The sequence below is a fragment of the Paenibacillus sp. FSL H3-0333 genome, assembly GCF_038002805.1.
GTDB classification, from domain to species: domain Bacteria; phylum Bacillota; class Bacilli; order Paenibacillales; family Paenibacillaceae; genus Paenibacillus_AQ; species Paenibacillus_AQ silagei.
In genome coordinates this window covers 728,351-751,636 of sequence record NZ_JBBODG010000001.1, presented here as the reverse complement: position 1 = coordinate 751,636, position 23,286 = coordinate 728,351, and the positions used below count along the sequence as shown (strand labels likewise).

The 23,286-nt window shown below is 51.0% G+C and carries 27 protein-coding genes; 5 read left to right on the top strand and 22 right to left on the bottom strand.

From position 1 onward, the window contains the following. Positions 1-104: 104 nt before the first annotated feature. The 4 genes from MHH78_RS03445 to MHH78_RS03430 all read right to left on the bottom strand — a co-directional run bounded on the left by MHH78_RS03445 (position 105) and on the right by MHH78_RS03430 (position 5,132). A complete protein-coding gene (locus tag MHH78_RS03445; RefSeq protein WP_340750792.1) occupies positions 105-1,574 on the bottom strand; it encodes a glycoside hydrolase family 1 protein in 1,470 nt (489 codons plus the stop codon). 47 nt (positions 1,575-1,621) lie between these two features. Continuing rightward, complete coding sequence (locus MHH78_RS03440) at positions 1,622-3,547, bottom strand: beta-glucoside-specific PTS transporter subunit IIABC (RefSeq protein ID WP_341166588.1); 1,926 nt, start codon at positions 3,545-3,547, stop codon at positions 1,622-1,624. A gap of 131 nt (positions 3,548-3,678) precedes the next feature. Beyond that, a complete protein-coding gene (gene licT, locus MHH78_RS03435; RefSeq protein WP_076080682.1) occupies positions 3,679-4,527 on the bottom strand; it encodes a BglG family transcription antiterminator LicT in 849 nt (282 codons plus the stop codon). 230 nt (positions 4,528-4,757) lie between these two features. Then, entirely contained in the window at positions 4,758-5,132 is a 375-nt protein-coding gene (locus MHH78_RS03430; protein WP_341166587.1) for a hypothetical protein, read from the bottom strand. Between the two features lie 282 nt (positions 5,133-5,414). On the opposite strand from MHH78_RS03430, the gene MHH78_RS03425 reads away from it, so the two are divergent. Both MHH78_RS03425 and MHH78_RS03420 read left to right on the top strand, forming a co-directional pair. Next, the gene (locus MHH78_RS03425) at positions 5,415-6,320 is read left to right on the top strand and encodes an alpha/beta hydrolase (RefSeq protein ID WP_076080678.1); all 906 of its coding nucleotides are present in this window, start codon (positions 5,415-5,417) and stop codon (positions 6,318-6,320) included. A 91-nt stretch (positions 6,321-6,411) separates the two neighbouring features. Next, a complete protein-coding gene (locus MHH78_RS03420) occupies positions 6,412-7,173 on the top strand; it encodes a class I SAM-dependent methyltransferase (RefSeq protein WP_341166586.1) in 762 nt (253 codons plus the stop codon). A gap of 892 nt (positions 7,174-8,065) precedes the next feature. Here MHH78_RS03420 and MHH78_RS03415 read toward each other — a convergent pair. The 11 genes from MHH78_RS03415 to MHH78_RS03365 form a co-directional block, all read right to left on the bottom strand. Next, a complete protein-coding gene (locus MHH78_RS03415) occupies positions 8,066-8,299 on the bottom strand; it encodes an NUDIX domain-containing protein (RefSeq protein ID WP_083685369.1) in 234 nt (77 codons plus the stop codon). A gap of 23 nt (positions 8,300-8,322) precedes the next feature. Then, positions 8,323-8,742, bottom strand: a complete 420-nt coding sequence (locus tag MHH78_RS03410; protein WP_341166585.1) for a VOC family protein — start codon at positions 8,740-8,742, stop codon at positions 8,323-8,325. A 75-nt stretch (positions 8,743-8,817) separates the two neighbouring features. Continuing rightward, on the bottom strand, positions 8,818-9,798 hold the full coding sequence (locus MHH78_RS03405) for a sigma-70 family RNA polymerase sigma factor (protein WP_341166584.1): 981 nt from the start codon (positions 9,796-9,798) through the stop codon (positions 8,818-8,820). Continuing rightward, a complete protein-coding gene (locus MHH78_RS03400; protein ID WP_341166583.1) occupies positions 9,795-10,883 on the bottom strand; it encodes an ankyrin repeat domain-containing protein in 1,089 nt (362 codons plus the stop codon). The genes MHH78_RS03405 and MHH78_RS03400 overlap by 4 nt, the downstream gene beginning before the upstream one ends. 19 nt (positions 10,884-10,902) lie before the next feature. Then, positions 10,903-11,646: a hypothetical protein gene (locus MHH78_RS03395; RefSeq protein ID WP_341166582.1), complete on the bottom strand. Its 744-nt coding sequence runs from the start codon at positions 11,644-11,646 to the stop codon at positions 10,903-10,905. A gap of 44 nt (positions 11,647-11,690) precedes the next feature. Further along, the gene (locus tag MHH78_RS03390; protein ID WP_341166581.1) at positions 11,691-12,254 is read right to left on the bottom strand and encodes a DUF4303 domain-containing protein; all 564 of its coding nucleotides are present in this window, start codon (positions 12,252-12,254) and stop codon (positions 11,691-11,693) included. Positions 12,255-12,256: 2 nt separating this feature from the next. Next, a complete protein-coding gene (locus MHH78_RS03385; protein WP_341166580.1) occupies positions 12,257-12,715 on the bottom strand; it encodes an SMI1/KNR4 family protein in 459 nt (152 codons plus the stop codon). A gap of 32 nt (positions 12,716-12,747) precedes the next feature. Further along, entirely contained in the window at positions 12,748-13,284 is a 537-nt protein-coding gene (locus tag MHH78_RS03380; RefSeq protein WP_341166579.1) for a hypothetical protein, read from the bottom strand. 36 nt (positions 13,285-13,320) lie between these two features. Continuing rightward, complete coding sequence (locus tag MHH78_RS03375) at positions 13,321-13,593, bottom strand: hypothetical protein (protein WP_341166578.1); 273 nt, start codon at positions 13,591-13,593, stop codon at positions 13,321-13,323. Positions 13,594-13,627: 34 nt separating this feature from the next. Then, positions 13,628-14,251, bottom strand: coding sequence for a hypothetical protein (locus tag MHH78_RS03370; RefSeq protein WP_340957120.1), 624 nt, complete (start codon positions 14,249-14,251; stop codon positions 13,628-13,630). Positions 14,252-14,257: 6 nt separating this feature from the next. After that, entirely contained in the window at positions 14,258-14,830 is a 573-nt protein-coding gene (locus MHH78_RS03365) for a hypothetical protein (protein WP_341166577.1), read from the bottom strand. A 103-nt stretch (positions 14,831-14,933) separates the two neighbouring features. On the opposite strand from MHH78_RS03365, the gene MHH78_RS03360 reads away from it, so the two are divergent. Next, entirely contained in the window at positions 14,934-15,560 is a 627-nt protein-coding gene (locus MHH78_RS03360) for a pentapeptide repeat-containing protein (RefSeq protein ID WP_076080651.1), read from the top strand. 90 nt (positions 15,561-15,650) lie between these two features. On the opposite strand, the gene MHH78_RS03355 is transcribed toward MHH78_RS03360, so the two are convergent. Together MHH78_RS03355 and MHH78_RS03350 are read right to left on the bottom strand one after the other, a co-directional pair. Next, the gene (locus MHH78_RS03355) at positions 15,651-16,640 is read right to left on the bottom strand and encodes a nucleotidyl transferase AbiEii/AbiGii toxin family protein (protein ID WP_341166576.1); all 990 of its coding nucleotides are present in this window, start codon (positions 16,638-16,640) and stop codon (positions 15,651-15,653) included. Continuing rightward, the gene (locus MHH78_RS03350; protein ID WP_341166575.1) at positions 16,637-17,299 is read right to left on the bottom strand and encodes a hypothetical protein; all 663 of its coding nucleotides are present in this window, start codon (positions 17,297-17,299) and stop codon (positions 16,637-16,639) included. The genes MHH78_RS03355 and MHH78_RS03350 overlap by 4 nt, the downstream gene beginning before the upstream one ends. A gap of 342 nt (positions 17,300-17,641) precedes the next feature. On the opposite strand from MHH78_RS03350, the gene MHH78_RS03345 reads away from it, so the two are divergent. Continuing rightward, positions 17,642-18,301 carry a glycosyltransferase gene (locus MHH78_RS03345; RefSeq protein ID WP_341166574.1) on the top strand — a complete coding sequence of 220 codons (660 nt, stop codon included), beginning with the start codon at positions 17,642-17,644 and terminating at the stop codon, positions 18,299-18,301. A 102-nt stretch (positions 18,302-18,403) separates the two neighbouring features. Here the strand turns inward: MHH78_RS03345 and MHH78_RS03340 are convergent, their stop codons facing one another. The 5 genes from MHH78_RS03340 to MHH78_RS03320 form a co-directional block, all read right to left on the bottom strand. Next, positions 18,404-18,769 (bottom strand): GntR family transcriptional regulator, encoded by a 366-nt coding sequence (locus MHH78_RS03340; RefSeq protein WP_341166573.1) that lies wholly within the window; start codon positions 18,767-18,769, stop codon positions 18,404-18,406. Next, entirely contained in the window at positions 18,766-19,422 is a 657-nt protein-coding gene (locus MHH78_RS03335; protein ID WP_341166572.1) for an ABC-2 transporter permease, read from the bottom strand. Before MHH78_RS03335 ends, MHH78_RS03340 begins: the two co-directional genes overlap by 4 nt. Next, complete coding sequence (locus MHH78_RS03330) at positions 19,415-20,269, bottom strand: ABC transporter ATP-binding protein (protein ID WP_036722917.1); 855 nt, start codon at positions 20,267-20,269, stop codon at positions 19,415-19,417. The genes MHH78_RS03335 and MHH78_RS03330 overlap by 8 nt, the downstream gene beginning before the upstream one ends. Before the next feature lie 72 nt (positions 20,270-20,341). Further along, a complete protein-coding gene (locus MHH78_RS03325) occupies positions 20,342-21,598 on the bottom strand; it encodes an acyltransferase family protein (RefSeq protein ID WP_341166571.1) in 1,257 nt (418 codons plus the stop codon). 181 nt (positions 21,599-21,779) lie between these two features. Beyond that, the gene (locus MHH78_RS03320) at positions 21,780-22,250 is read right to left on the bottom strand and encodes a VOC family protein (RefSeq protein ID WP_341166570.1); all 471 of its coding nucleotides are present in this window, start codon (positions 22,248-22,250) and stop codon (positions 21,780-21,782) included. A gap of 99 nt (positions 22,251-22,349) precedes the next feature. On the opposite strand from MHH78_RS03320, the gene MHH78_RS03315 reads away from it, so the two are divergent. Beyond that, complete coding sequence (locus MHH78_RS03315; RefSeq protein WP_076080634.1) at positions 22,350-23,261, top strand: helix-turn-helix transcriptional regulator; 912 nt, start codon at positions 22,350-22,352, stop codon at positions 23,259-23,261. Positions 23,262-23,286 lie beyond the last annotated feature (25 nt).

Here is a 23,286-nt window from a genome sequence, read left to right as displayed (position 1 = left end):
ACCGCCGGAACATAGTCCGGCGGTGATAATCATTTATATGCTCTGGTTCCCGCAAAGTACTTGAGTAAGCACCGAAGCTAAAGCTCCACTTTTGTGGGGTTATTTTACAGCTCTGCACCATTGCTTTCAATCACTTTTTTGTACCAATAGAAGGAGTCCTTGCGTGATCTCTTCAAGGTTCCCTTGCCGGAGTTGTCTTGATCAACATAGATGAAGCCATAACGTTTCTCCATCTCTGAAGTCGAACAACTAATGATATCAATCGGCCCCCAACTGGTGAAGCCCATCAGCTCTACTCCATCCTGAACCGCTTCTCTCATTTGCTCAATATGCTTCTGGAGATAATCGATCCGGTATGAATCATGAATAGAGCCATCTTCTTCCACAACATCCTTCGCCCCAAGACCGTTCTCTACAATGAACAGAGGCATCCGGTAGCGGTCATACAGGCGGTTCAGCGTAATTCTCAGGCCAATCGGATCAATCGGCCAACCCCATTCCGAAACCTGAAGATGCGGATTCTTGATCTGGCTAACGAGCATACCTGAGTTGCTGTTGTCATTCGGGTCGTATTTGCCAATATAGGTCATATAATAGCTGAACGCGATGTAATCAACCGTATTGTCCTTTAGAATCTGATCGTCACCGGGTTCTTTCACCAGTTCGATCTGGTTCTCCTTGAAGTACCGGTCCATGTAAGCCGGGTATTCCCCGCGTGCCTGAACCTCCGGATAGAACAGGTTCATCTGATCTTCCTTGAGCGTCTGCAGCGCATCTTCCGGCTTGGTGGATGCGGCATAGGTCTCCAGACGGCAGATCATACAGCCGATTTGAGCGCCAGGGATTTTTTCCTTGCAGCTTTTGACCGCCAGCGCACTGGCCACGAACTGGTGGTGGGTAGCCTGATAAGCCACCTGCTCCTTGGTTCCCTGAATGCGGTCTTCGAGAATGCCTCCTCCGGTGTACAGGCTGGTCAGGATCATGTTCATTTCGTTGAAGGTGATCCAGTACTTCACTTTATCTTTGTAACGGTCAAATAGAGTATTGGCAAACTTCAGATACAGGTCAATCATGATACGGTTTTCCCAGCCGTTATATTTCCGAGACAGTTCCACGGGCATTTCATAATGGGACATCGTAACCAGCGGCTCAATGCCATGCTTCAGCAGCTCATCAAAAACCTTATCGTAAAAAGCCAGACCAGCTTCATTAGGCACTGTTTCTTCTCCTGTAGGGAAAATACGCGTCCAGGCTACTGAAATACGAAGGACCTTAAATCCCATTTCGGCAAAAAGGGCAATGTCTTCTTTATAATGATTATAGAAGTCTACGCCCTTCCGCTTGGGAAAATAAACTTCGCTATTGCCGCTGAGGTACTCCTCAAGCTGTACAGAATCTACATCGAACGTAAAGTCCTTGCCGCCCCGCAATTCATGCGGAACAAATGGTGCCATATCGGAGGTGGACAGGCCTTTGCCATCTGCATCGTAAGCCCCCTCCAATTGGTTGGCGGCTGTAGCTCCTCCCCATAAGAATCCTTGTGGAAACGATAATCCCTCAGTATGTTTTAACATGATTCATCGAACTCCTTCCAAAATTATATTATTTTTAGAATTGCTAATTATTTAATTGTGAACAGCAGGATTCCGTTCATTGGAATCACCCCCTTCACGTGAACAGGAACAACATCCAGATAGTCCGGCGTATTGGTCACAATGACCGGCGAGACTATATTCAGACCCTTGGCTTCAATAGCCTCCAGATCGAACTCGACCAGCAGGTCGCCTTTTTGCACCTTTTGCTCGGGTACGACTTTTACCTCGAAATGCTGGCCCTTAAGCGAAACGGTATTTAATCCGATATGAACCAGCACCTCCACCCCATCATTGGAGCGCAGCATTACGGCGTGCTTCGATTTGGCAACCATCGTAACCACTCCGTCAAAAGGAGCGTTCATCCGCCCTTCGGTAGGCTTAACCGCAATCCCTTTACCTGTCAGCTCGTTGGCAAAGGTCTTGTCCGGCAAGTCACGAAGCGGAACCAACTCGCCCTGGAAGGGACTGAAGATTTCATTCTTTTTGTCCTGTACAGATTGGATAGCCTCAGGTACAGCGGAAGTTGCTTCGCTCTGCTCGCCTCCAGCCTTCCCCTTATGCTTAACCCTGCCGGGCTTTGCAGGATCTGACTCCTTCCAGAGGATTAACGTCATCACGAAGGAGACGACGAAGCTAATGGCGATTCCGATCAGCGCATAACTGAAATTCCTCATTCCCCCACCCGGCTCAATATAGAGCGGGAGCGATAACAGGCCCGGGACGGCAAAGCCGTAACATTTCAGGCCCACGGCAGTGATGAACCCGCCTCCTGCCGCCCCACCGATAATTGAAGCGTAGAAGGGCCTTTTGAGCTTAAGGCTAACGCCGTACAGTGCAGGCTCCGTAATTCCCAACAATGCGGAAATCCCGCTCGACAGGGCCACCGACTTCATCTTCGGATCTCGGGTACGGAGAAATACGGCGAGTACCGCTCCCGCTTGACTCAGATTGGTAATTAGATTAATCGGCAACAACAGAACGTCGTATCCCAGTTTGCTTAAATTCTGCAAGGTTCCCGGGAAGAAAGCATAATGCATACCTGTCATTACAATCAGCGGCATCAACCCTCCAAGCACAATCCCTGTCAGCGGCCCGGAGTGGGCGAACAGCCAGGAGACACCCTTCTCCAGATAGATTCCCCCGAAATTCCCCAGGGGGCCGATAGCGATAAGCATGATAGGCACCGTAATAGCGAGAACAAGCATAGGTGTGAAGATGATTTTGAGCGTATTCGGAATGAACCGGTCGATTAGACGATAGACATAACTGAGCAACCATACACCCAGAATGATTGGAATCACCGATTGTGTGTAATTTACAATGGAGACAGGTAGACCTAGAAAAGGAATCGCTTCAAGCTTTCCGGCAGTATACGCATCCAAGATCGTTGGATACAGCAGGGTTCCGGCCAGTGTCAGAGCCAGATATTCATTCACCTTAAACTTTCTGGCAGCAGAGACGGCAAGCAGGAACGGAAGAAAATAAAACGAGGCATTAGAAATCATTGTAAATACGCTGTATTCTCCGCTGCTCTGTGAAATCCAGCCCAGTGAGACCAATAGAGCAAGTACGCCCTTGAGCATTCCCGCGCCTACTATCGCCGGCAGAATAGGCGTGAATATTCCGGAGATCGTATCAAGCACGGCATTTAAGCCTCTCGCTCCTGAGCCTGAGCGGTCTGCTCCGCTTGACTCAGACGATGCAGTTTCCTTCATAACATTCTCTACCTCGGTATAGACGGAAGCCACGTTATTTCCGATCACGACCTGGAACTGGTCATTCTGAAATTGTGCCCCAAGCACCCCCGGTAGCTTCGTAATTTCAGCGACCTGAACCTGCTTCTCGTCCTTTACATTGAAGCGCAGCCTTGTAATGCAGTGCCAGACTTGAACGATGTTCGCATTTCCCCCTATACGGCTGATAATCTCCTCTGACATTTCTCTGTTGTTCACTTGTCATTCCTCCTAAGAATGTAGGCATAAAAAAAACCAAATGTAATCCCGTTCTGCTTGAGCCGCAGAGTCGGCAACATTTGGTGGTGCCTGATCGAGTCAGTAACACTCCATATTTCAAGGACCGGGAATCACTCTGTACCGGAGCGCGAAGTCATTCGCTCCACATGAATGATTAGATAGACCATTTCGTCCTTGTTAATTGAGAAACCGTATTCCTTTTCTACAAAGTGCTTAATCTTTCCTACACACTCGTAACTGTCGGGATATCTTGACGATAATACGTCATATAGAAAATGCTCGTCCTTGAACGAAAGCACAACCTTGTTCATTTGCCTGACAATAAAATACCGCAAATGCGTGATAAATCTAGAGTAATTAATCGAATCCTGCTCCAGCTTGATATTGAAATGCTCCGTCATCAGCCCGATAATCTGATTAATAATCGTTGTAACCTTCATCGTCTGACTCATAGTCCCGCGGTCAATCTGGGCATTCACGAAATGCAGTGCGATGAAACTGGCTTCGGAATCATGCAGCTTCACCTGGAAGGCTTCATTAATCAGGCTTACAGCCGTTTGTCCTGTCATGAACTCTTTGGGGTAGAGATTCCTAATCTCCCATTGCAGCGGATTCTGAATCTCCAGCTCATTCTTCAGACGCTCCAAGGCATAATGGATATGATCGGCCAATGGCAGAAGAATGGAATCATTTAGCTTCGTACTGATATTCTGTTTGCCTAACTGAATAATCTGATCCGTGACATCTATGACCTGCAAAGGGATTTCATTAAAGAATTGCTCCATCCGCTGGTATCGTTCGTCAGCGCCGATTCGGAACGTTTTTTGGATGTCTTCCTGCTTAAGCTCCTGCCCCTTTACCTTTTTGAAACCCACTCCGGTTCCAATGACTATCAGCTCATTCCCTTCCAGGTCTTCTGCCAAGGCGATGTTATTGTTTAGGGATTTCTTGAATTTCATCTACATTTCCTCCCTCTGAAAACAAAAAACCACCACAGTCAGATACACAAGAAAAAACATTTCTTGTAGAATCATCGACAATGGTGGTGCCTGATCGTATCAGTGACACTCCTTAATATAGCCATATTGTATGTTTTTAATCAGACGATGTCAATGCTTTTTTAAAGCGCTTTATTCCAGGAAATTATGGGTGAGTCACAATGGATTAAAGGAAATTTTTGACTCTCGGCTTAGATTAAAGCATCGAAACGCCCCTCTGCATTCACCGTTGCCGTCCGGGGATCGGTCTGGCCGATACCCTTAAGGCCGCCCTTCCACTCCATCCGCCAAGGCGGAGCCTGAACCTTCTGGGCGGCAGTGCTTACATCCGTGACCGCGCTGCTTCCGGCTTTGTGCGCGAGCTGAACCTCAAGGAGGCGGATCTGCCGCTGGAGCTGCTCCCGGCGGTAGGAAGTCGCCTGCCCGCCCTGCGCCGCGTTCACCCGGTCCAGCTCCATCATCAGCCGGTTCCGCTGCTTCTCCAGGGAACTGACATCGCTCTGTGTGCCGCCGTAGGCCATGATGACCTGTACCGGACTGATTCCTGATACACTCTGTCCTATCATGATCCATCCCTCCAGTCCTTGGCTCCCGCCTCAAATCCAGATATTTGGAAGCTCCTATTCCTATCTATTACCCTGCTGCTTCCGGTATGACAACATTAAGAAGTACTGCTGACTTACCTTTTTCTATGAAAAATCTCCGAAAACAATTTACATAATATCCTATATATGGTATCCTCGATATGGATGCGCTTACATATTATGTCGGGAGAGGAGGAGGCGGCTCCGTTTCTGTAGAGGGAGGGCAAATAGGCTTCACCAATCGAATGAAGGAGGAGATATGAAATGAAGAAAATAATGACCCGAATTGCAAGTCTGGCTCTGGCGACAGTCCTGCTGTTGCCTGCAATGTCTTTTGCATCACCTGTAGCAGAAGAGCAGGAGTTGAGCCTCTCTGCGGATGCCGCTGCGGCTGTAACCAGCACCATCACTCCCGCTCCACAAGGCTATGACGGATACCGTAATAATATTCCCCACGGCAACGTACAGCAGATTTCTTATTATTCGACTACTGTAGGCAAGTCAAGAAACGCGATGGTGTACACCCCTCCGGGTTATACCCCTTCCAAGACCTACAACGTGCTCTACCTGCTGCACGGCATCGGCGGGGATCAGAACGAATGGCTGAACGGGATGAATCCGCGGAACATTCTGGACAACCTGTACTCCCAGAACAAGCTGGAGCCGATGATTGTCGTGTTCCCGAATGGCCGCGCCATGGCGGATGACCGCCCGATCGGCGATATTTATGCACCGGACAAGGTAGCCGCCTTCGAGCGGTTTGAATTTGACCTGATTAATGATCTCATTCCTTACGTTGACTCTCACTTCCCGGTATACAAAAACAAGCAAAACCGCGCCCTGGCCGGCTTATCCATGGGCGGCGGACAGACCCTGAACTTCGGCCTGAAGCATCTGGACAAGTTCTCCTGGATCGGCGCGTTCTCCTCTGCTCCGAATACGAAATCGGCCTCACAGCTGATCACTAATCCGGCGCAGACGGCCAGCCAGCTGAAGCTGCTCTGGATCTCCTGCGGCGCTTCGGACGGCCTGCTCTATGTCAGCCAGAATTTCCATAACAGCCTGACCAGCATGAATGTTCCGCATCTGTGGTATCTGGATGTAGGCGGACATGAAGGCAAGGTCTGGAGCAGCGGACTGTATCAGTTCTCGCAGCGGATCTTCAAGTAACTCCCGTCATAGCCTGCTCTCCCCCGATCCGTTAAGGTAGGGGGAGGGCAGTTGTGCTTAATAAGGCCCGGCCAACGATAAGGAGGGCAATATGGTGAGTGCGATAACGGATTACTATGATTCCTATGATGAGGAGGGAAGGCTGTTCAGGGATAACGGGCATCAGATCGAATGGATCACAACGATGTCTTACTTCAAAAAGCTATTTAAGCCGGAAGCCTACATTCTTGACGGCTGCGCAGGAACGGGGAATTACTCCTTTCAGCTTGCAGAATTGGGGCATAAGGTCGTTGCCGGAGATATTGTTCCTCATAATGTAGAACTCATCAGAGAGAAGCAGCGCATACGCCCGGTATTAGCTGATATGTATACAGGAAGCATCACGGATTTATCCCGTTTTGACAGTGAAGTCTTTGATGTTGTCCTGAACATGGGCGCTTTTTACCATATCGGCAATGAAGACAGACAGCTGGCCATGACCGAATGCCTTCGCGTGCTGAAGCCGGGAGGGCTGCTTGCGGTCTCCTATATTAACAATGCAGCAGTTTCGTTATTAGGCGTAGGCGATAGACTAGGAAATATGGAAGATGTACTTACCTGGCATGCCAACCAGACGAAAGATGGCCTATTCCTACATATGTCTCCCTCTGAAATGGAACACATGGCAGTTGCCTATCACGCAGAGATCGTGGCCCATATTGGAACAGACGGGGTCGGTTATTTGTTTGCTAAGCAAATCAATGAGGCACAGCAAGAAGATTTTGAACGCTGGCTTCAGTTTCATCTGCAGACCTGTGAGGATAAGAGTCTGCTTGGGTATAGTTTGCATGCACTGGCGATTGTGCGAAAATGATAGAAATAGACCTAACATTTGGCCCACGCGCCCACACAACGCCAAATGTGATCGGTTTTTCGATTACATTCGGCCCACGCGCGCACATTCGGCCCACGCGCCCACGCAACGCCGAATGTGGTCGGTTTTTCGACTACATTGAGCCCACGCGCCCACGCAACGCCGAATGTGGTCGGTTTTTCGACTACATTGAGCCCACGCGCCCACGCAACGCCAAATGTGATCGGTTTTTCGATTACATCTGGCCCACGCGCCCACGCAACGCCAAATGTGATCGGTTTTTCGATTACATTCGGCCCACGCTACCACGCAACGCCAAATGTGATCGGTTTTTCGATTACATCTGGCCCGCGAGCCCACGCAATGCCCAATGTGATCGGTTTTTCGATTACATCTGGCCCGCGAGCCCACGCAATGCCCAATGTGATCGGTTTTTCGATTACATTTCGCAGACGCACTCTCCCAAGAGCAGAACAAAATCACCCTGCGGGTGAACAAGATTACCTTCGCGCGAAGACAATGTATGCTGTTTTTCACATACATTCAGGTCGTGTGCCTGCTTGCGAGTATAATGTATGCTGTTTTTCACATATATTCAGGCTGTGTGCCTGCTTGCGAGTACAATGTATATTGTTTTTCACTTACATCGGCTCATATGCCTGCTTGCGAGCACAATGCAGAATGTATGCTGTTTTTCACATACATTGGGTCCATATTCCGCTGTAACAGCCCATTGTATTCGGTTGTAAGCATCCCCTCAGCCTTCAGTCACATTCAGCATCAAAGTCATTCTACAATCATTCAAAGAACTCTTATCCACAAATTTACACACACCTTTTCCACAGCAGAAGGAAACTATAGTTTCCTATACCACAAGAAAACTGCACGCTTATCACGTGCAGCCCTTCTCAAACCCTCTTATGGTGTGCCAACACGTATGATTAAGAATGACATCCTGGTCGTCATTCACATATCCCACGAACACTGGTGCGACGTAGATATAGTTTTCTTTTGCAGAATAGATCTGGTCAAAGGTATTGGAAATGTAGAGAGCGACTTGGGTAATCCCCGCCTCTTCCCGAACCTCCCTTAATGCAGCCTCCCACGCTTGCTCCCCTTCTTCAATACCTCCGCCGTTATATCTCCACTCTATTCAAGCTCCGTATAGATCTGGAAGGTCACCCCGAACCGGTCCGTCAGATCGCCGAAGCCGGGGCTGAACGGCTCCTCCCGAAACGGCATATTGACTTCTCCGCCCTCCTGCAGCGCATCAAAAATTCTCCGGGACTCCTCCACACTGTCCGTAGTAACGCAGACCGTTACCCGCTTCCCGCTCTCAACTGGTGTACCACCGGGAGTATCCGAGAACATCAGCTCCGTGCCGCCCACCTGTACCTTGGCATGGGCCACCAGACTCCGCACCTCATCCGGGAACGTGTCCGGGAGGTCCGGCATATCACCATACGTCAGGATAGAGAGGACTTTAGCCCCCATAGTCTGTGCATAGAATTGAATTGCCTCCCGCGTGCGCCCCTCCAGGGTGATGTAGGGAGTAAGTTTGATAGTCATTGTGTGTTCCTCCTTGAGTTCGGAATGGTCTCGCTTGTGCGATTCATTAGTATAGACGTTCCGGCCGCGGCAGAATCATCGGTGTTCCGGCAATCCGAAGCGAATAAATAATTCAGCATCTATAAAATGATGAACATGCGCGATCTTCCCCCCGCTCAGCTCAAGCACATGAATCGCCCACGGGACCAGCAATCCATCTTCTCCAGAGGGAACGTACTGGGCAAATGCGGGCCGGTTCCCGTTCACCCGGACCGGCAGCAACCGCGAGCCCACACAGTGACTGCTTGTGATCTGGTAGAAGGCCGCGAGATCCGTGCCGCCTTGCACCCACATCGTAAATGGCGGCATCGACAGGCTGCCGTTCTCCTGGAATAAGGCTAACAACGCAGCTATATTGTATTGTTCAAAAGCCTCCACGTACCGGGTAATCAGTCCTTCGTCCACTTCGCCATCGTCAGCCTGCAAGGCCTCGGACCGGAGCTGGGCCTTGGCCATGGTTGCCCGTGCCCGCTGCATCGCGCTGTTCACCGCGGCCACGGTCATCTCCAGTGCCCCGGCGGTCTCGGCTGCCGACCACCGGAACACCTCCTGCAGAATCAGCACGGCACGCTGCCGGGGCGGCAGCAGCTGCAGCAGCGCAATGAAGGACAGCCGGAGGGTCTCTCTGCTGACCAGAATATTACCAGGATCATCCACATAGCCCGGAGCGGGCCAGATCCAGGAATGCTGAGGTAGGCTCTCCCGAGGCTCCGTAACGACAGCGGCCGGTTCCGAGAGATCCATCGGCAGTGCCCGCCGCTTGGCGCTCCTTAGCCGATCGAGACAGACATTGGTGGCAATCCGGTACATCCAGGCTCGGAGAGAGGCCTGCTGCCTCATCTGCTCCTGGTGCTGCCAGGCCCGGATCATAGTATCCTGGACGGCATCCTCCGCCTCGAAGATGGAGCCCATCATCCGGTAACAGTACCCTGTTAGCTCGGAGCGCATGCCCTCCAGCCCGTCCAGGGTCTCATAGGTCTCATGGTTATGATTCACTTTAGACAGTCTCTCCTTCATGACCCGTCCAGCTCTCCCTCCATGAACTGTATGAGGTAGCGTTCAGGCTGGGCAAGAAATTCCGGGAAGCTGCACAGATCCGCATACGTCTGATGCTCCAGATCATAGCAGCCGAGCTGCCCCTTCTTCTGCGGATTCCAGACCAGCACCAGACCGGAGTAATTATCGATATCGGCAGACAGCCGCAGCAGCTTGCGCCGCCCGGCCTTCATCTCTATCGTGTCAGTGAAGCTGAAGAAGTCGATGTACCCGATCTTATACTCATTCGGGGCAAGCGTCAGGCGCAGCTCGTCCCCTGTAAGGAAGCGGACCAGTTCATCCGGCAGTTTATATTTGGCCAGCTCGTATTTCTTGTTCTCCACATCATGAACATCCGGCGGTTCCAGCGCTTTCAGGTATTCCGCCATAGCGGTATGCTTGCTGCTGACCGCAATCGTATACGGCCGCTCGCCGTCCTTCTCCGTCATCATAAGGTCCGCACCGCGTTCCACCAGGAAGCGGACCATGTTCAGATTGCCCAGCCGGGCAGCTACTGTCAGCGGCGTCGCCCCGTAAGGATAGACCATATCCGGCTTGTTGTAGTTGATATCCACTCCCTGATCCAGCATATAGGTAAGCGTCTTCAGATCATGGTCCGAGGCGGCTTGCCGCAGCACGGCACCGGCATGTTGCCGGATGTCCAGACCCAGCTCATGGATCAGCGGGATATTCTTCTTGTTGCCGTAGTAGGCCTGTGAATAAGCGCCCGATCCCGTCCGGTTCAGCAGGTCCAGCTTCGCGCCCTGTGCAGCAAGGTATCGGACCAGCTCCTCCTTGCCATAACGGACCGCCCTCAGGAAGGCCGGATTCTGAGGTACATTCAGCTTCGCGCCATGCTCCACCAGCAGCTTCACCACCTCGGTCTGCTGTGTGATAATCGCCAGGTCGAGCGGGCTGACTGTGGTATGCTTGCTAAGCTCTAGCCCCGCTTCAATATCCCAGCCCGCAGCAATGGCAGCCTGCAAGGCCGGAACATCCCCCTGATAGATCTGCATCGCCCGCGCCGGCAGCACCTCGAATTTCCCTATGTCCTTCAGGACAATCATCCGCTCTCCTCCTTATTCTTCACTCCCATGAATACTGCTCGCATCCCTTCGACAGAAGCCACTCTTTCATCTTGGCCGATACCTGCCCGGCAGCCTGCTCATAGAAGACGGCTACCTCCTGCCCACCCGCCAGATTCAGGCGGATATAGCCGCCCAGATTCCGGTAGAACAGGTAGCAGACGTAAGGATTCTCAATGAAGAGATCCGGCGGAGACTCCGCCCGGCACAGGCCAGCCAGCTCCGTGAGCGCCAGCTGGCCCTCTCCCGGCGGCATCCGCAGGAAAAGATGCTCGCGGGTTCCCGTCCATGGCTCATAATAGACACTCTCCTCCTGGCTCCGCCCATACATCCGGCGGTAGATGCCGTCCAGGATCAGGGCATAGCTCTCTTCCTTCTCCTGTTCCCCGGATGGCAGCGGGATTGCTTGAATCTGTTCCGCATGACGAGGCAGCCATAGCAGCCCGTCCACCTTGGGATGAACTGCCAAGAAATCACCGTCCACAGTGGTCCCGATAGCGGTACACTCGCCGATCTGCTGCTCCGTTATAGGGCTATCCTGATCATGCTCCCATAATCCGTATTCGGCAAACGGCCGCAGCACCTCTGTGTCAGGGGTCTGCACATTCATCCAGCCCCGATACGTTCCTTCGCCGTACTGCTGCAAGAACCGGATATAGGCTGGAGGATACAGACCTGCGTTCTCCACTTCAAGCAGGCGCCTGTGATGCTCTGACAGCCCCTTGGGCTCAGATACGATATACATTCATCATTCCCCCGGTTTCCTGCGTGAGTTATTCATCAATAACCTTATTCTGCCGCTTCCGCCAGCCAGGCCCGCATCGCCGGAGCTTCCGCCCGGTTCAGCCGCAGGGCAATGTCCGTATTCCCCTCATCCGGCGGCATCACTTCGGCAAGCACACATACGTCCTCCCTGGGCTGATTGAGCGCGAACAGACCCTCAGCATCCAGCATCCGCATCGCCAGCTCTATGGCCCCCAGCCTCATAGTGAACTCATCGTTCCATGCCTCATCCTCAAGCTCCGCAATAGATGGACGCGCCTGGAATAACCGCTTGACCTCATTGAAATGCTCATCTTCGAAGCAGCAATAAGGCGAATCAGCATAAGACCATTTAATCAGCTCGGCGATCTCTGCTGCCGGTGTGCTGCCGCCCTCTGCCTGTCTGGCCGCCTCCTGCTCCAGGGCCTCCCGTGACCAGGCGGAGAGGCTTGGTGCATGTCCCTCGCCCGTTGTATATAGCGTACAGTAATAATAATGCTCCCCATTCGCAAAAAGCGCGCGGAACGACCTCCGGGCCGCCTCCGCAATCTCCGCCGCCAGCCGCTCCACTTCCTTCTGTGCCGTATTCATGGCTACTTCCTCTCGTCGATCAGCTGTTCCAGGAATCCGGCGAACGTGGGAGCATACTCCTCGATCAGATCATTCATGAGGTCATAACGCATGACCGGGAATTCCCCCTGCACATCGGGGGCAGAGGTGTCAAAGTAATACAGCTCATCGCTGTCCGGCACGAACAGATCCAGCCGGTGCGGAAACCGGCTGACCCACCAATCCTCCGCCAGATTCAGCCTGTGGATATACAGCAGATCCCAGTCGGTATACTCCCTATCCTCAGGAGCAACCAGCGTCAGAATTTGGCCGTCCCCCAGGCTCCCACCTCCATAACGGGCCAGCCACCAGCGGTAGGACGGCGGCAGCTTGAAGCCTAATTCCGCCTCGGCTTCAGCAATCCAGCTCTCCTCGGCCTCATGCCCCGGAAACCACCTTATCGCGGAAGGCTTGCTCAATTTCTCGGTCAGATGCTCATACATAGATTTGCTCCCCTTTCCCTGCTAAGGGTTGATTATAGATTGTCAGGATGAACAGCAGCTGGCGCATCGTCATTCATGCGCAGCAGAATATACTCGATCTCTTCCAGCGGCAGCTTCAAGGCCTGACTGACCTCATAGATCCCCATCTCCCGGGAGAGGAGGAGGCGTGCCTGATGGATTTTCCCTTCCAGCCAGTTATTGGTCAGCATCCAGCTCTTCACCCGTTCCAGCAGCTCTGCTTGGGCAGTCTTACCGGCATGCTTGGTATACTTGGAAATAGATTCTGCCAGATAGCCGTACAGGTGAGTGCCCAGAGCCTCGCGCTGCTCATTCTTGGACATACGCTGGTACTGCTCATAGCTGAGGCTGATATCCAAATAGAGGGTATGATCCCCGCTGTCAAAGCGTCTGAACGTTCTCCGCCCGTAGCTATCAGGTAACACCCGGAACACAACGAAGATATCGTAGGGGAACTCCAATGTATGTGCCAGTTCCTCTAACGGCAGCAATTCATCTCTGAGTACACCCACACATGTTCCATGGGTATCCAGCGTAAAACCCAGTTGCATATTAGCACCCCTCCCCCCGCTTAAGACACGCTTGAACTATTTCCCCCTTCTATAGGCATCTGCCAGCTGGACCAGATACCAGACGGCCGCACCGGTCAGGGCTGCGAACAGCAGATTAATACAGCCGAATACAAGAAATAACTTGGCTTTGCCTGGCCCGATCTGTACAGCAGCAACGAGTTGGAGAATCGCAGGGAGCAGGAACATCAGCCAGGAGACGGTGATCAGCTTTTCGGTCTTGAAGCTCCACCAGACCGCACAGCATGATACAGCTAGAACTCCCCAGGTACAGATCAACTTCAGCGCCATCGGCTCCCCTCCCTTTCATGGATAACCCAATACATCAGCTAGGCCCTGATTGCCCATGGATCACGAGTCCATATTGTCTGACCATCCACGAGTTGCTTAAATCTTCAGCCGCAGCATTGCTTATGCGTACAGAAGGCTTCTGTTCCTCCATCGCCTCCGGGTCTTGCGCCGAGAAGCGGAGAGGCTTGGTCATTTTTTGAATAGAGCCGGTAATTTCCTTGTACAGGGCATAGCTCAGCGGCTTGTGCTCCCGGACATCCTCATACAGATAATACTCCCCTTGCTCATCCTGAGCATTGACGCGGTGCCCCTTAGGGCAGGAGATCAGAATACAGGGCAGCTCATTCTCTGCCCATTGCCCGTGATAGGGAATAGAAACCCCCTCATTTCTCGCAAAAAAACCAAAGCTCTCCGTATCCGGCAGAACCGACATCGAATAGATGAAGAAGGGGCGCACCCCGCTCTCTTTTTCCGTAGCTGTATAATATTGATAGAAGGCGCGATACGCCTCCACCACCTGATTCTGATCATGCTCTGTATGGGTATAATTGGTTAAATAGTACCGTACTTGCGTAGGCTCCAGAAGCTCTACGACTCTCTTAAGCTCCTCGGGTGTGATGAAGAAGCGCAGCTTGTAGAATCCGCTGTTTTTTAGCATCTTCTTCTACCATTCATAGGTAACAAAGCGTACTCTGAGCGTCTCTTCATACGGCAGCCATTCCGCATCGCTCCATAGAGACATTCCAGTAATTTCGGACAGCTGCTCCACCGCTTGCTCCGGGCTGGTAAGGCTGATGAATCCGCCGAAGTTCTCCTCCTCAGTTTGCATGCCGAGCACCCGCTGGATATATTCGTCTGCTATACGCTCTTCCCGCAGCTGTTCATACTCCTCCCGGGTCCACGGCTCACAGAAGATTCGTTCGGCCTGGATCTCCCCCTGCTCAAAGAACGACAGCTCGAAAATCTCCTCATTCATATATGCCACCGTCATCACCGGCTCATCCAGCAGCCCGGACAACGTTCTGCCAACCTTTTTCACCGTACCCCATACGAAATAATCGTGAAGCACACTGATCCAGCCCTCATTACTTTGGCTTACATAGATAACGGCCTTACGCTCCGGCGTCTCAGGATAACCCAGAACCTTGCCATGCTTGGCGATCAGCTCTTTCAAGGCTTGAAGGGTCTTGTCCAGGTCACCTGACTTGATATGCAGATTTGCAAACGATCTTCCCACGGGTGGATGGCCTCCTTTAATGGCTTGTCTATAGTTACTTGGCATACTAACATATAAACTAGATTTCATTTATTTTACCAAATTAATGTAAGGAGGGGCTACCTTGAATAAGAAATTCCTCTTGGCCAGATGGCAGGACGACCAGCTCTCTGAAGTGAACCGGCGTCTGGCCGCTATTTCAGGCAAACATAATCTCCATCAAAAGGACCGCTCCTTTCCCATCTCCCCTTATGGACAGACAGAGGCAGGACTGGAAGATTACCGGGGGGTTACTCTGATAGAGAGCATACAGTACCTCACTCTACAGGGCATTGATTTCTCTTATTCACGCTTCGAGGATGCGGCAAGCCTCAATACCTCAACGCTTACCCATTGTTGCCTGGATGGGGTCAGACTGGACAACAGGTTCGTGACCCATACCTTTGGCCACTGTTCCTTCCGGGGAGCGAAGCTGAATCGTGCCCGAATCAGCAAGGAGTTCCATGATTGTGATTTCACCGGCTGCAACTTAAGCAAAGTGATTGCAAATGATGTTTCTTTCACCCGCTGCCGCTTTGATGGGGCCAACTTTCGGGGCGCCTTACTCTTGTATTGCCGGTTCGAGGAATGCAGCTTTGAGGGTGCGCAGTTTCAAGATGGCTCGATCGCCGGAAGCCGCTTTGCGGGAAAGGCCCGCTTGCTCCCTGAGTGGGGGAATACGATACTAGACCATGTCAAATTTGAGGAGTGATGCAGGTATACGCACACCCCTCCACTATTTCCAAGGGAGGGGTGTGCTGATATAAGCCTGACCATAGTTCAAAGCAATTTCAAAATAATGTTATCCTTCGAATATCCGAATAGCAGCTATAACAGCCTCCGCCTGACTCAGTGGAATTTTGTCTTGTTCTCTAAATACATAAATATTTTGCATACGCAAATACTCTTCATGAAAATTCATGTCAGTAAGGAGATCATGTAGATAGCGAAAGTCTTTAATCAAACAATCTGACGGAATACCACCAGAACGTACTTGCTCTTCTTCCCGCTTTAGTCCAATTAGGTACTGAAGGTTAACTTTTTCTGTAAATAAATTTCGGATTTTTTCGTTAGTAAAAAGCACCATTAAATCATACAAATGTTTAGCAACATCAAATGCAAAATCACTTGGATTATCTGTTCTGGAGTTTATATATTGTCTGTATCTTTGATAATAAAACTCGGTAGCAAATACTTTGTCTATAAAGATGCGCTCTAGTTTTATGGTTAATATCTTAAAAGGCCGAACATTAAACTTTGTATCTAGTATATCTTGTGATTCTTTTTGGGCGTACAAGTAAAGAGCTGGGGCTATCAGCATAGGCTCTACAGGTTCGCTTTTAGTAAACGAAGTAGCTTCAATCTTCACTCTTCCAAATCTTTGTAGTGGATCAGTCCCCTCACTACCATTAAAGATGGGATCATATCCATAAACTGTGGTTATATTGCCCTTGCCTTTGCTCGATTGCTGATCATCTGAAAGCTTTTTTAAGCACGAGTAGCCCTCCGCTGACAATTCTAGCCGTTTTTTCTTTTGGGTGTTTGAGCTTACATCATCCACACACACCGTTAAGTCAATATCCTCTGAGAACCGATTAATGGACAACAACGCTTTATATAGTGCAGTTCCGCCTTTAAAATAAGCCTTCCATTGTTCTTGATTCCGAGCCAGCTCCTCAAGCATCAGCGTAACATAATAATCTTTTTCTAAAACATCAGCCCTTATGCCAGCTTTCATACTAACTTGCAGTATGATTTCCTCAAAATCATCCTTACTTTCATGCAATATCATAACCGGGTGCCCTCTGCAACTTTACCTAGGCGCCAAACTATATCCTTAGCGTAGTTCATAGCGGCATATCCTAATAGCTTGCCATAGTCTAACTTGTTAGCTTCAATAAATTTGTTAATTATCCCTTCAGGGTGGGGAGCATCCCAGACCACCTGGTCTTTATTCTCAATGGCATCTAGGATCTGCAAATATAAATAGTTATCAATATTCACTTCCATACGCGGCTTACGTAATACAGTATGCAGCTCTTTCACAACCTTTGGAGCAGCTACGTTAGTTGCAATAAAATTATATTTGGGCATTTGAGTTGTAAGCCCCAATCGGTGTTGGAGCGATGCTCCTGTTTCATAACCGACTCTAACATTTTCTTTAGGTGATACGTACATTTTCTTTACAACCTGATCCGGATTTAAATGGGACTTTCCAAATGCAGTGGTTTTAGGCTTGTAGTAGATTCCCTTCCTAAAGCTCTCCAATACTACACCATTTAAACGGTTTAAATTTGTATTCACAATTTTCCTTGCCTGAGTTTCTTCAAGCCCAAACTCCTCCATAACCCTCTCAGTAACTTCAGCAGTAAAAATTGGAGTTCCATATGGCGACTGAGCAATATAATTCGTAATGAAATCAACATACTTCCCCTTAATCGCTAATGTCATATATAAGCCACCTCCAATGCACTTGTTATTATTGTATACAAAAAACCAACAAATGATACATATATAATAACACCAGATAAGTGTTGAAGGCCACCCTTCATACCATTTCTCCTTTATATTTCCGTCTCTCCCTTAGGACCAGTCCTCCTCGGTATACGGGCCTACGTGCTGCTTATGTCCCTCCCCAATGGCTCCGAAAGCAGAAGTTAGCACCACACGTTTGGACAGCAAGAGACCCTTGAGGAGATCTCCGCGCTCATCCGGCTTTTTCATAAATAATAACGATCCATCCTAGCCATAATAATTCAGATTCTCTTATCCCATCCAAAGGAGCAGTTGATCTTGAAAAAGCTATGGCTAATGGTGTTCACCCTCACGCTCGTATTCAATCTGGCGCAAGCTGGAGGAACGGTGCAGGCCCAGGCAGGCGGCAGCAAAAAGGCGGCGGCCTGCTGGAGCCCGCAGAAGGTGCAGCTGAGAAGTGAGATGCAGCAGGTGTGGATCGACCACACCATATGGACACACAACTATATTGTCAGCGCCCTCTACAATAACCCGGATCAGAAGGAAGTGTTAGCGCGGCTGCTAAGGAACCAGGAGGACATCGGTACTGTCTTCAAGCCTTATTACGGGGAGGCGAACGGCAACAAGCTGGCCGGACTGCTCAAGGAGCATATTCAGATAGCTGGACAGATCGTCGCAGCCGCCCAGAAAGGCAATGCGGCGGAGGTGCAGAAGCTGCAGGTGGATTGGCACAGGAACGCCGATGAGATTGCCCGATTCCTGAGCGGACTGAATCCGAACTGGTCCTTCAAAGAAGTGCAGAACATGCTGTACGAGCATCTTCAGCTCGTCACGGACATCGTGCTTGATATCCTCAAGGGAGACTACGCTGCTTCCATTGCTGCCACCGATAAAAACGAGGTCCACATGATTCATTTTGCCGACCTGCTGACGGAAGGCATTGTGAAACAGTTCCCGGAGAAATTTCAGGGAAAATAGTCTGACTGTCCCGTAGACGGACAAACATAGCGGACACAAAAAAGGCTTTTCATCTTCCCCCAAAGGATCGTGAAAAGCCTTTTCTTATCCAGACCATATAGTTCAATAAATCTTGCCCAGCAGCGCGGTCACTTCCTCCAGCGTAAGGCCGAAGGACTTGTAATACTGAATGTCGCTCTCCATCTGCTTCAGGACCATCTCGTTACGTATCCGCAGCATCTCCTCTGGGGTGAATTCGGCGACAAAGCAGCCTTTGCCGGTTACCGTGTTGATCAGCCCGCTCCGCTCCAGCTCCTCCCAGGCCTTCTTGACCGTGATGACACTGACACCCAGCTCCAGCGCGGCCTGGCGGATTGGCGGCAGACAGTAGCCGCTCTCCAGCTCCCCTTGCAGAATCTGGGCGCTGATCTGTTCATATAGCTGCTGGTAGATCGGCTTGTCGGAGGTGCTGGATATCGTTACATTCATAAGATCTCCACTCTCAGGAATCGTCTCACCGCAATCCGGTAGGCCAGCAGGTTACAGGCAATGAAGATCAGGACGCCGCCAACCAGAATGGAGAACTGCAGCCCTGTCCGGTCCAGCCCGGGGCCGTAGAACAGGCTATGCAGCCAATCATTCTGGATACCTGCCCACTGGACCACGGTGGCGAACAGGACGGCTGCAACGGTCGATGCTGTGGTTGCTAGACCATACTTATAGGCTGTCTTATAGTATATCGGAATGAAGATGAGGTTGAAAAGAGCCATCATCAGGAAACACATTCCCCAAAAGCCCATATGCGGCGCAAAGAAGAAATATTGCATCTTCGGGTATAGCTGAAAGGTAAATATACTGGCAATCATGGCGACCAGCAGATGCATCAGCTCCAGAATGACAAGTACAGCGACTCTGGACTTCACAATATCGCTTTTGGTCACAGGCAATACGGTGCTGAACATCAGATCATTCTGGCTTTTGAAGCCGCCGAAAATATTTGGTACCGTGATGAAGCAGAAATACAGCGGAACCAGGAAGTAGACCCACCCCGGAATGAGCATCAGACCGCCTAAAATTAAAGGTAATACGAAGAACCAGGGATTAACGCCTAGCTTCAAATCCTTCAGCACCAGATTATACATATACACCCTCCTTTTTCGCAAAGTAGATCATGATGTCGTCGAGAGTCGGGATGGCCGTGTTAAGCGCCCAAGCGGGATCGATATCTCGGGCATGAATCAATCCGGTGAAGCCGAAGGAGTTGATTTTGCAGGAGATCAGCTTCCCCTTCACTTCGTTAAGCTGCGACTCGCTGCCGCTAAGTAACCGGTACGACTCCTTGAACTCGTTCTTCTCGCTACTTGCCACAATCTGCCCTTGCTCAATGAAGGTGATATAATCCGCACAGCGCTCGAGGTCAGAGGTAATATGCGTGGAGAACAGAATGCTGATCTCGCCGCCCATGATAAGCTCCTGGAAAATATCCAGCAGATCGTCTCTGGAGACCGGATCGAGTCCGCTGGTCGGCTCATCCAGAATCAGCAGCCTGGCGCCATGCGATAAGGCCAGAGTCAGGCTGTACTTCACCTTCATCCCGGTGGACAGCTCCGCTATTTTTTTATTCTCATCCAGCTTGAACCGGTTCAGATAGCTGTAATACGTCTCGTCACTCCAGTTCTTATAGAACTTCTTCGTAATACCCGTCAGCGTCTTAAGCCTGCTGCGTGTATAGAAATCGATATCGCCGAAGGCGCAGCCGATGTCCTGCTTCAATTCTGTTTCATGTTCAGCGATGTTCTTGCCCAGAATGCTGATCTCGCCGCTGTCGGCCTGAACCATATTCAGGATCGATTTGATCGTGGTGGTCTTGCCCGCACCGTTGACCCCGATGAAGCCCATGATATAACCCTGCTCCAATTGAAAAGAGACGTCTTTGATCTGAAAATTAGGATATTTTTTATTTAAATTCCGGATATCTAAAGCCAGCATAACTAACCCCCTCAACAAATTGTGTATTCCGTGTATACACAATGTATCATGGGGGTTATGAAAAAGTCAATCCTATGCGGCTGTAGACGATGAGGACTCCTTCGGCTTGCGCCGGAAGAACGGCTTGCCTTTGGACCAGTTAATGAACGGCTGTTCTATGGCGTAATACGAAATAGTGGCCGCTGCGTAAGAGATGACCACAACAGACATACTGATGCCCAGCCAGCGCCACACATCCCTGACCCCGGAGTAATGGAAATCCTGAATGCCGTACTTCTCGATTAAGGTAATGAACAGATAGTGCCATATGTAGAGGCCGAAGGACACTTTGGCCGTATACCGGAACAAGCGGTTATCCAGCACACGCCCGGCGTACCGGCTGAACGGTGCCGAGAACAGCACGATTCCGAACAATATGGCATAGACCGGGAATAGATACGGCTGCTGCTGGAGACTGAAGTCGAATTCGCCCGCGTGGCGCATCCGCCAGATCAGGAGACCGGCAAGACCCAGAGCAAGTACTGCGGCGGCATCGAACACGCCGAGCCTGCTGAGCCGTTCCACTCTGGAGCGGCGCTGCTGCAGAGCATTCGTTATGCCCGCCGCCAGAATCCCGATGGTGAAGTGGCCGAAGAAGCCGACCGGATTGTATCTCGGCATCCAGAATTTCGCGCCGCCGACCTGGCCATAGTCCCAGCCCCTTCCCTGCTCGCCGGGTGTGAACCAATGATGAATGAGGGCATTGGCGGCAAGCACCAACCCAAATACGGCGACCCAGAACAGGATCGCCTTACCGAAGGAATGCCGCTTGCCGAGCAGGAATAACACCGCCATGAAGAGTGGCATCAGCAGGTAGCAGAATACCTCGAAGCTGATCGACCAGAGCGGCCCGTTCAAGTCGGAGGGGAAGAACGTGGTGTAGTGGAAGCCCGATGTGAAGGTGAAGGCTGTGACAATACGCCGCCCTAAGTACTCCATCGGAATATCCAGCCTCCAGGTCAGGAACAGACACACCAGCAGGGACACATAGAAGCCGGGCATGATTCTCGCGGCACGGCGTAGGGTGTACGTCCGCAGGCTTGGATATGGATCGTTATTCAGATACGCACTCCAGAAGGGGAACGACAGCAGGAAGCCGCTTAGCAGAAAAAACAAGCTGACCCCGCTGTTCCCCAGAAGCAGCACGGATTGCAGCTCCTGGAGCCAGGGTTTTTGTGCGGGCATGATCAGCTTTTGCGACAAGTGATGCAGGATGACTGACAGGCAGGCGATCGCACGAACGCCATCCGCCCCAGATAACCGGGTATTGCTCAGACGAAGGTTTGACATCAGCTCAACTTCCTCTTTTCACCAATGATTCCTGAACGGATGGCCGCCAGCAACACAACCACCACAGCTGTAAAATCACTACTCTTATTCGCTTAGGCGATATACACCGGTATCAGGTACTCCTATCTTTCAATACATGATGGATAAATCCTTCCACTCTTCCGCATTCTGCCAAAATATTTCAGAGCTTGCCCCGGCTGGCCAGCACATTATCAAGGAATTGCACGGCATCACTGTTGAATTTCCACCCCACACCATACTGATCCACCAGCAAGCCGAAGCACGAAGACCATGGTGTAGCGGATAAAGGCATGATGACATGTCCGCCGGCAGACAGGCCCTTAAAGTACGCTTCCAGCTTCTGCTTGTCATCAATGACCAGGCTGATCGTGAGGTTGTTCCCCTTCACCAGCTCTCCCATTACCGCTTGCATCGAGGGCAGAAGGTCGGACATCATAATTTTGCCGCCTGCGAATTCTATAGAGGATTCCATAATCATCGCTGACTCCTTGTCCGACAGGGGATAATTCGGGTCCTGCGGCATATCTCCGAATTTGACCTTTTTCACCTGGGTGGCCTGTAGAGCCTCTGTGTAGAATTCAATCGCCTGTTCGGCAACACCATCGAAATTAAGATAAGCAATCGCTGACATTGAGCATAACCTCCTTCGTAAGATAAATGTAGTATAATACACGATAGGTGACGGCTTTATGTCACCGTTTCACACTCAACTCAAGAAAGAGGGAACCGGATGGACAAGGTGGAGCGGCTGATTACCATCATCATGATTCTGCTCAAAAAAGACATTGTGCCCAGCTCAGAGTTCGCACAATTATTCGGCGTGTCCAAACGGACAATTCTCCGCGATATGGAAGCGCTCAGCCTGGCGCACATTCCTATATACGCCACACCCGGCGTGCAGGGCGGGTATGGCATTATGGAAGAATACAAGATGGACAAGCGGCTGCTGAGCAGCTCCGACCTGGAGAATATACTGGCTGCGCTCGGCGGGCTGGAGCAAATTCTAATCAGCGAAGATGTGGCCATGACGCTACGAAAAATAGAAGCGATGGTGAGTCCAATCGCTCCTAAGGGGTCGGTTCAGCTGTCCTTCTATGATTGGGAGGGCCGCGCAGAGCTTGCCGGAGCCTTGAAGACCTGCCAGGAAGCCATCGCCGGGAGCTGGCTGCTGTCCTTCGGCTACACCGACAGATCCGGCACTCCGACGACACGGACAGTGGAGCCCTACCAGCTTCATTTCAGTGAATCGAGCTGGTATTTGAAGGGCTTTTGCCTGGAGCGGATGGGAGCACGGATGTTCAAGCTCTCCCGGATGGAGCAGCTGGAGCGGAAGGAACAGACCTTCAGCCCCAGAGCGGATATGCTGAATCAGGCACGGGAGGCTGAAGTTCCGCCGCAGTTAACCGAAGTGAAGGCGCTGATCTCGCCGGGGATTAAGGATCAATTCATTGAACGTTATGGCCGCAAGAGCATCGAAGCCTATAACGCGGAACAACTGCTGGCTACGTTCTATATTCCTCAGCACCCGATCGGATATCAATTTCTGGCCGGCTTCGGCACCCGTCTGGAGATTATGGAGCCGAAGGCCTACCGTGAAGAATTCCGTAAGTACCTGCATGAAATGATGAGCCGGTATACGTAGTAATTACGGTGTTAAGGGAGCGGGC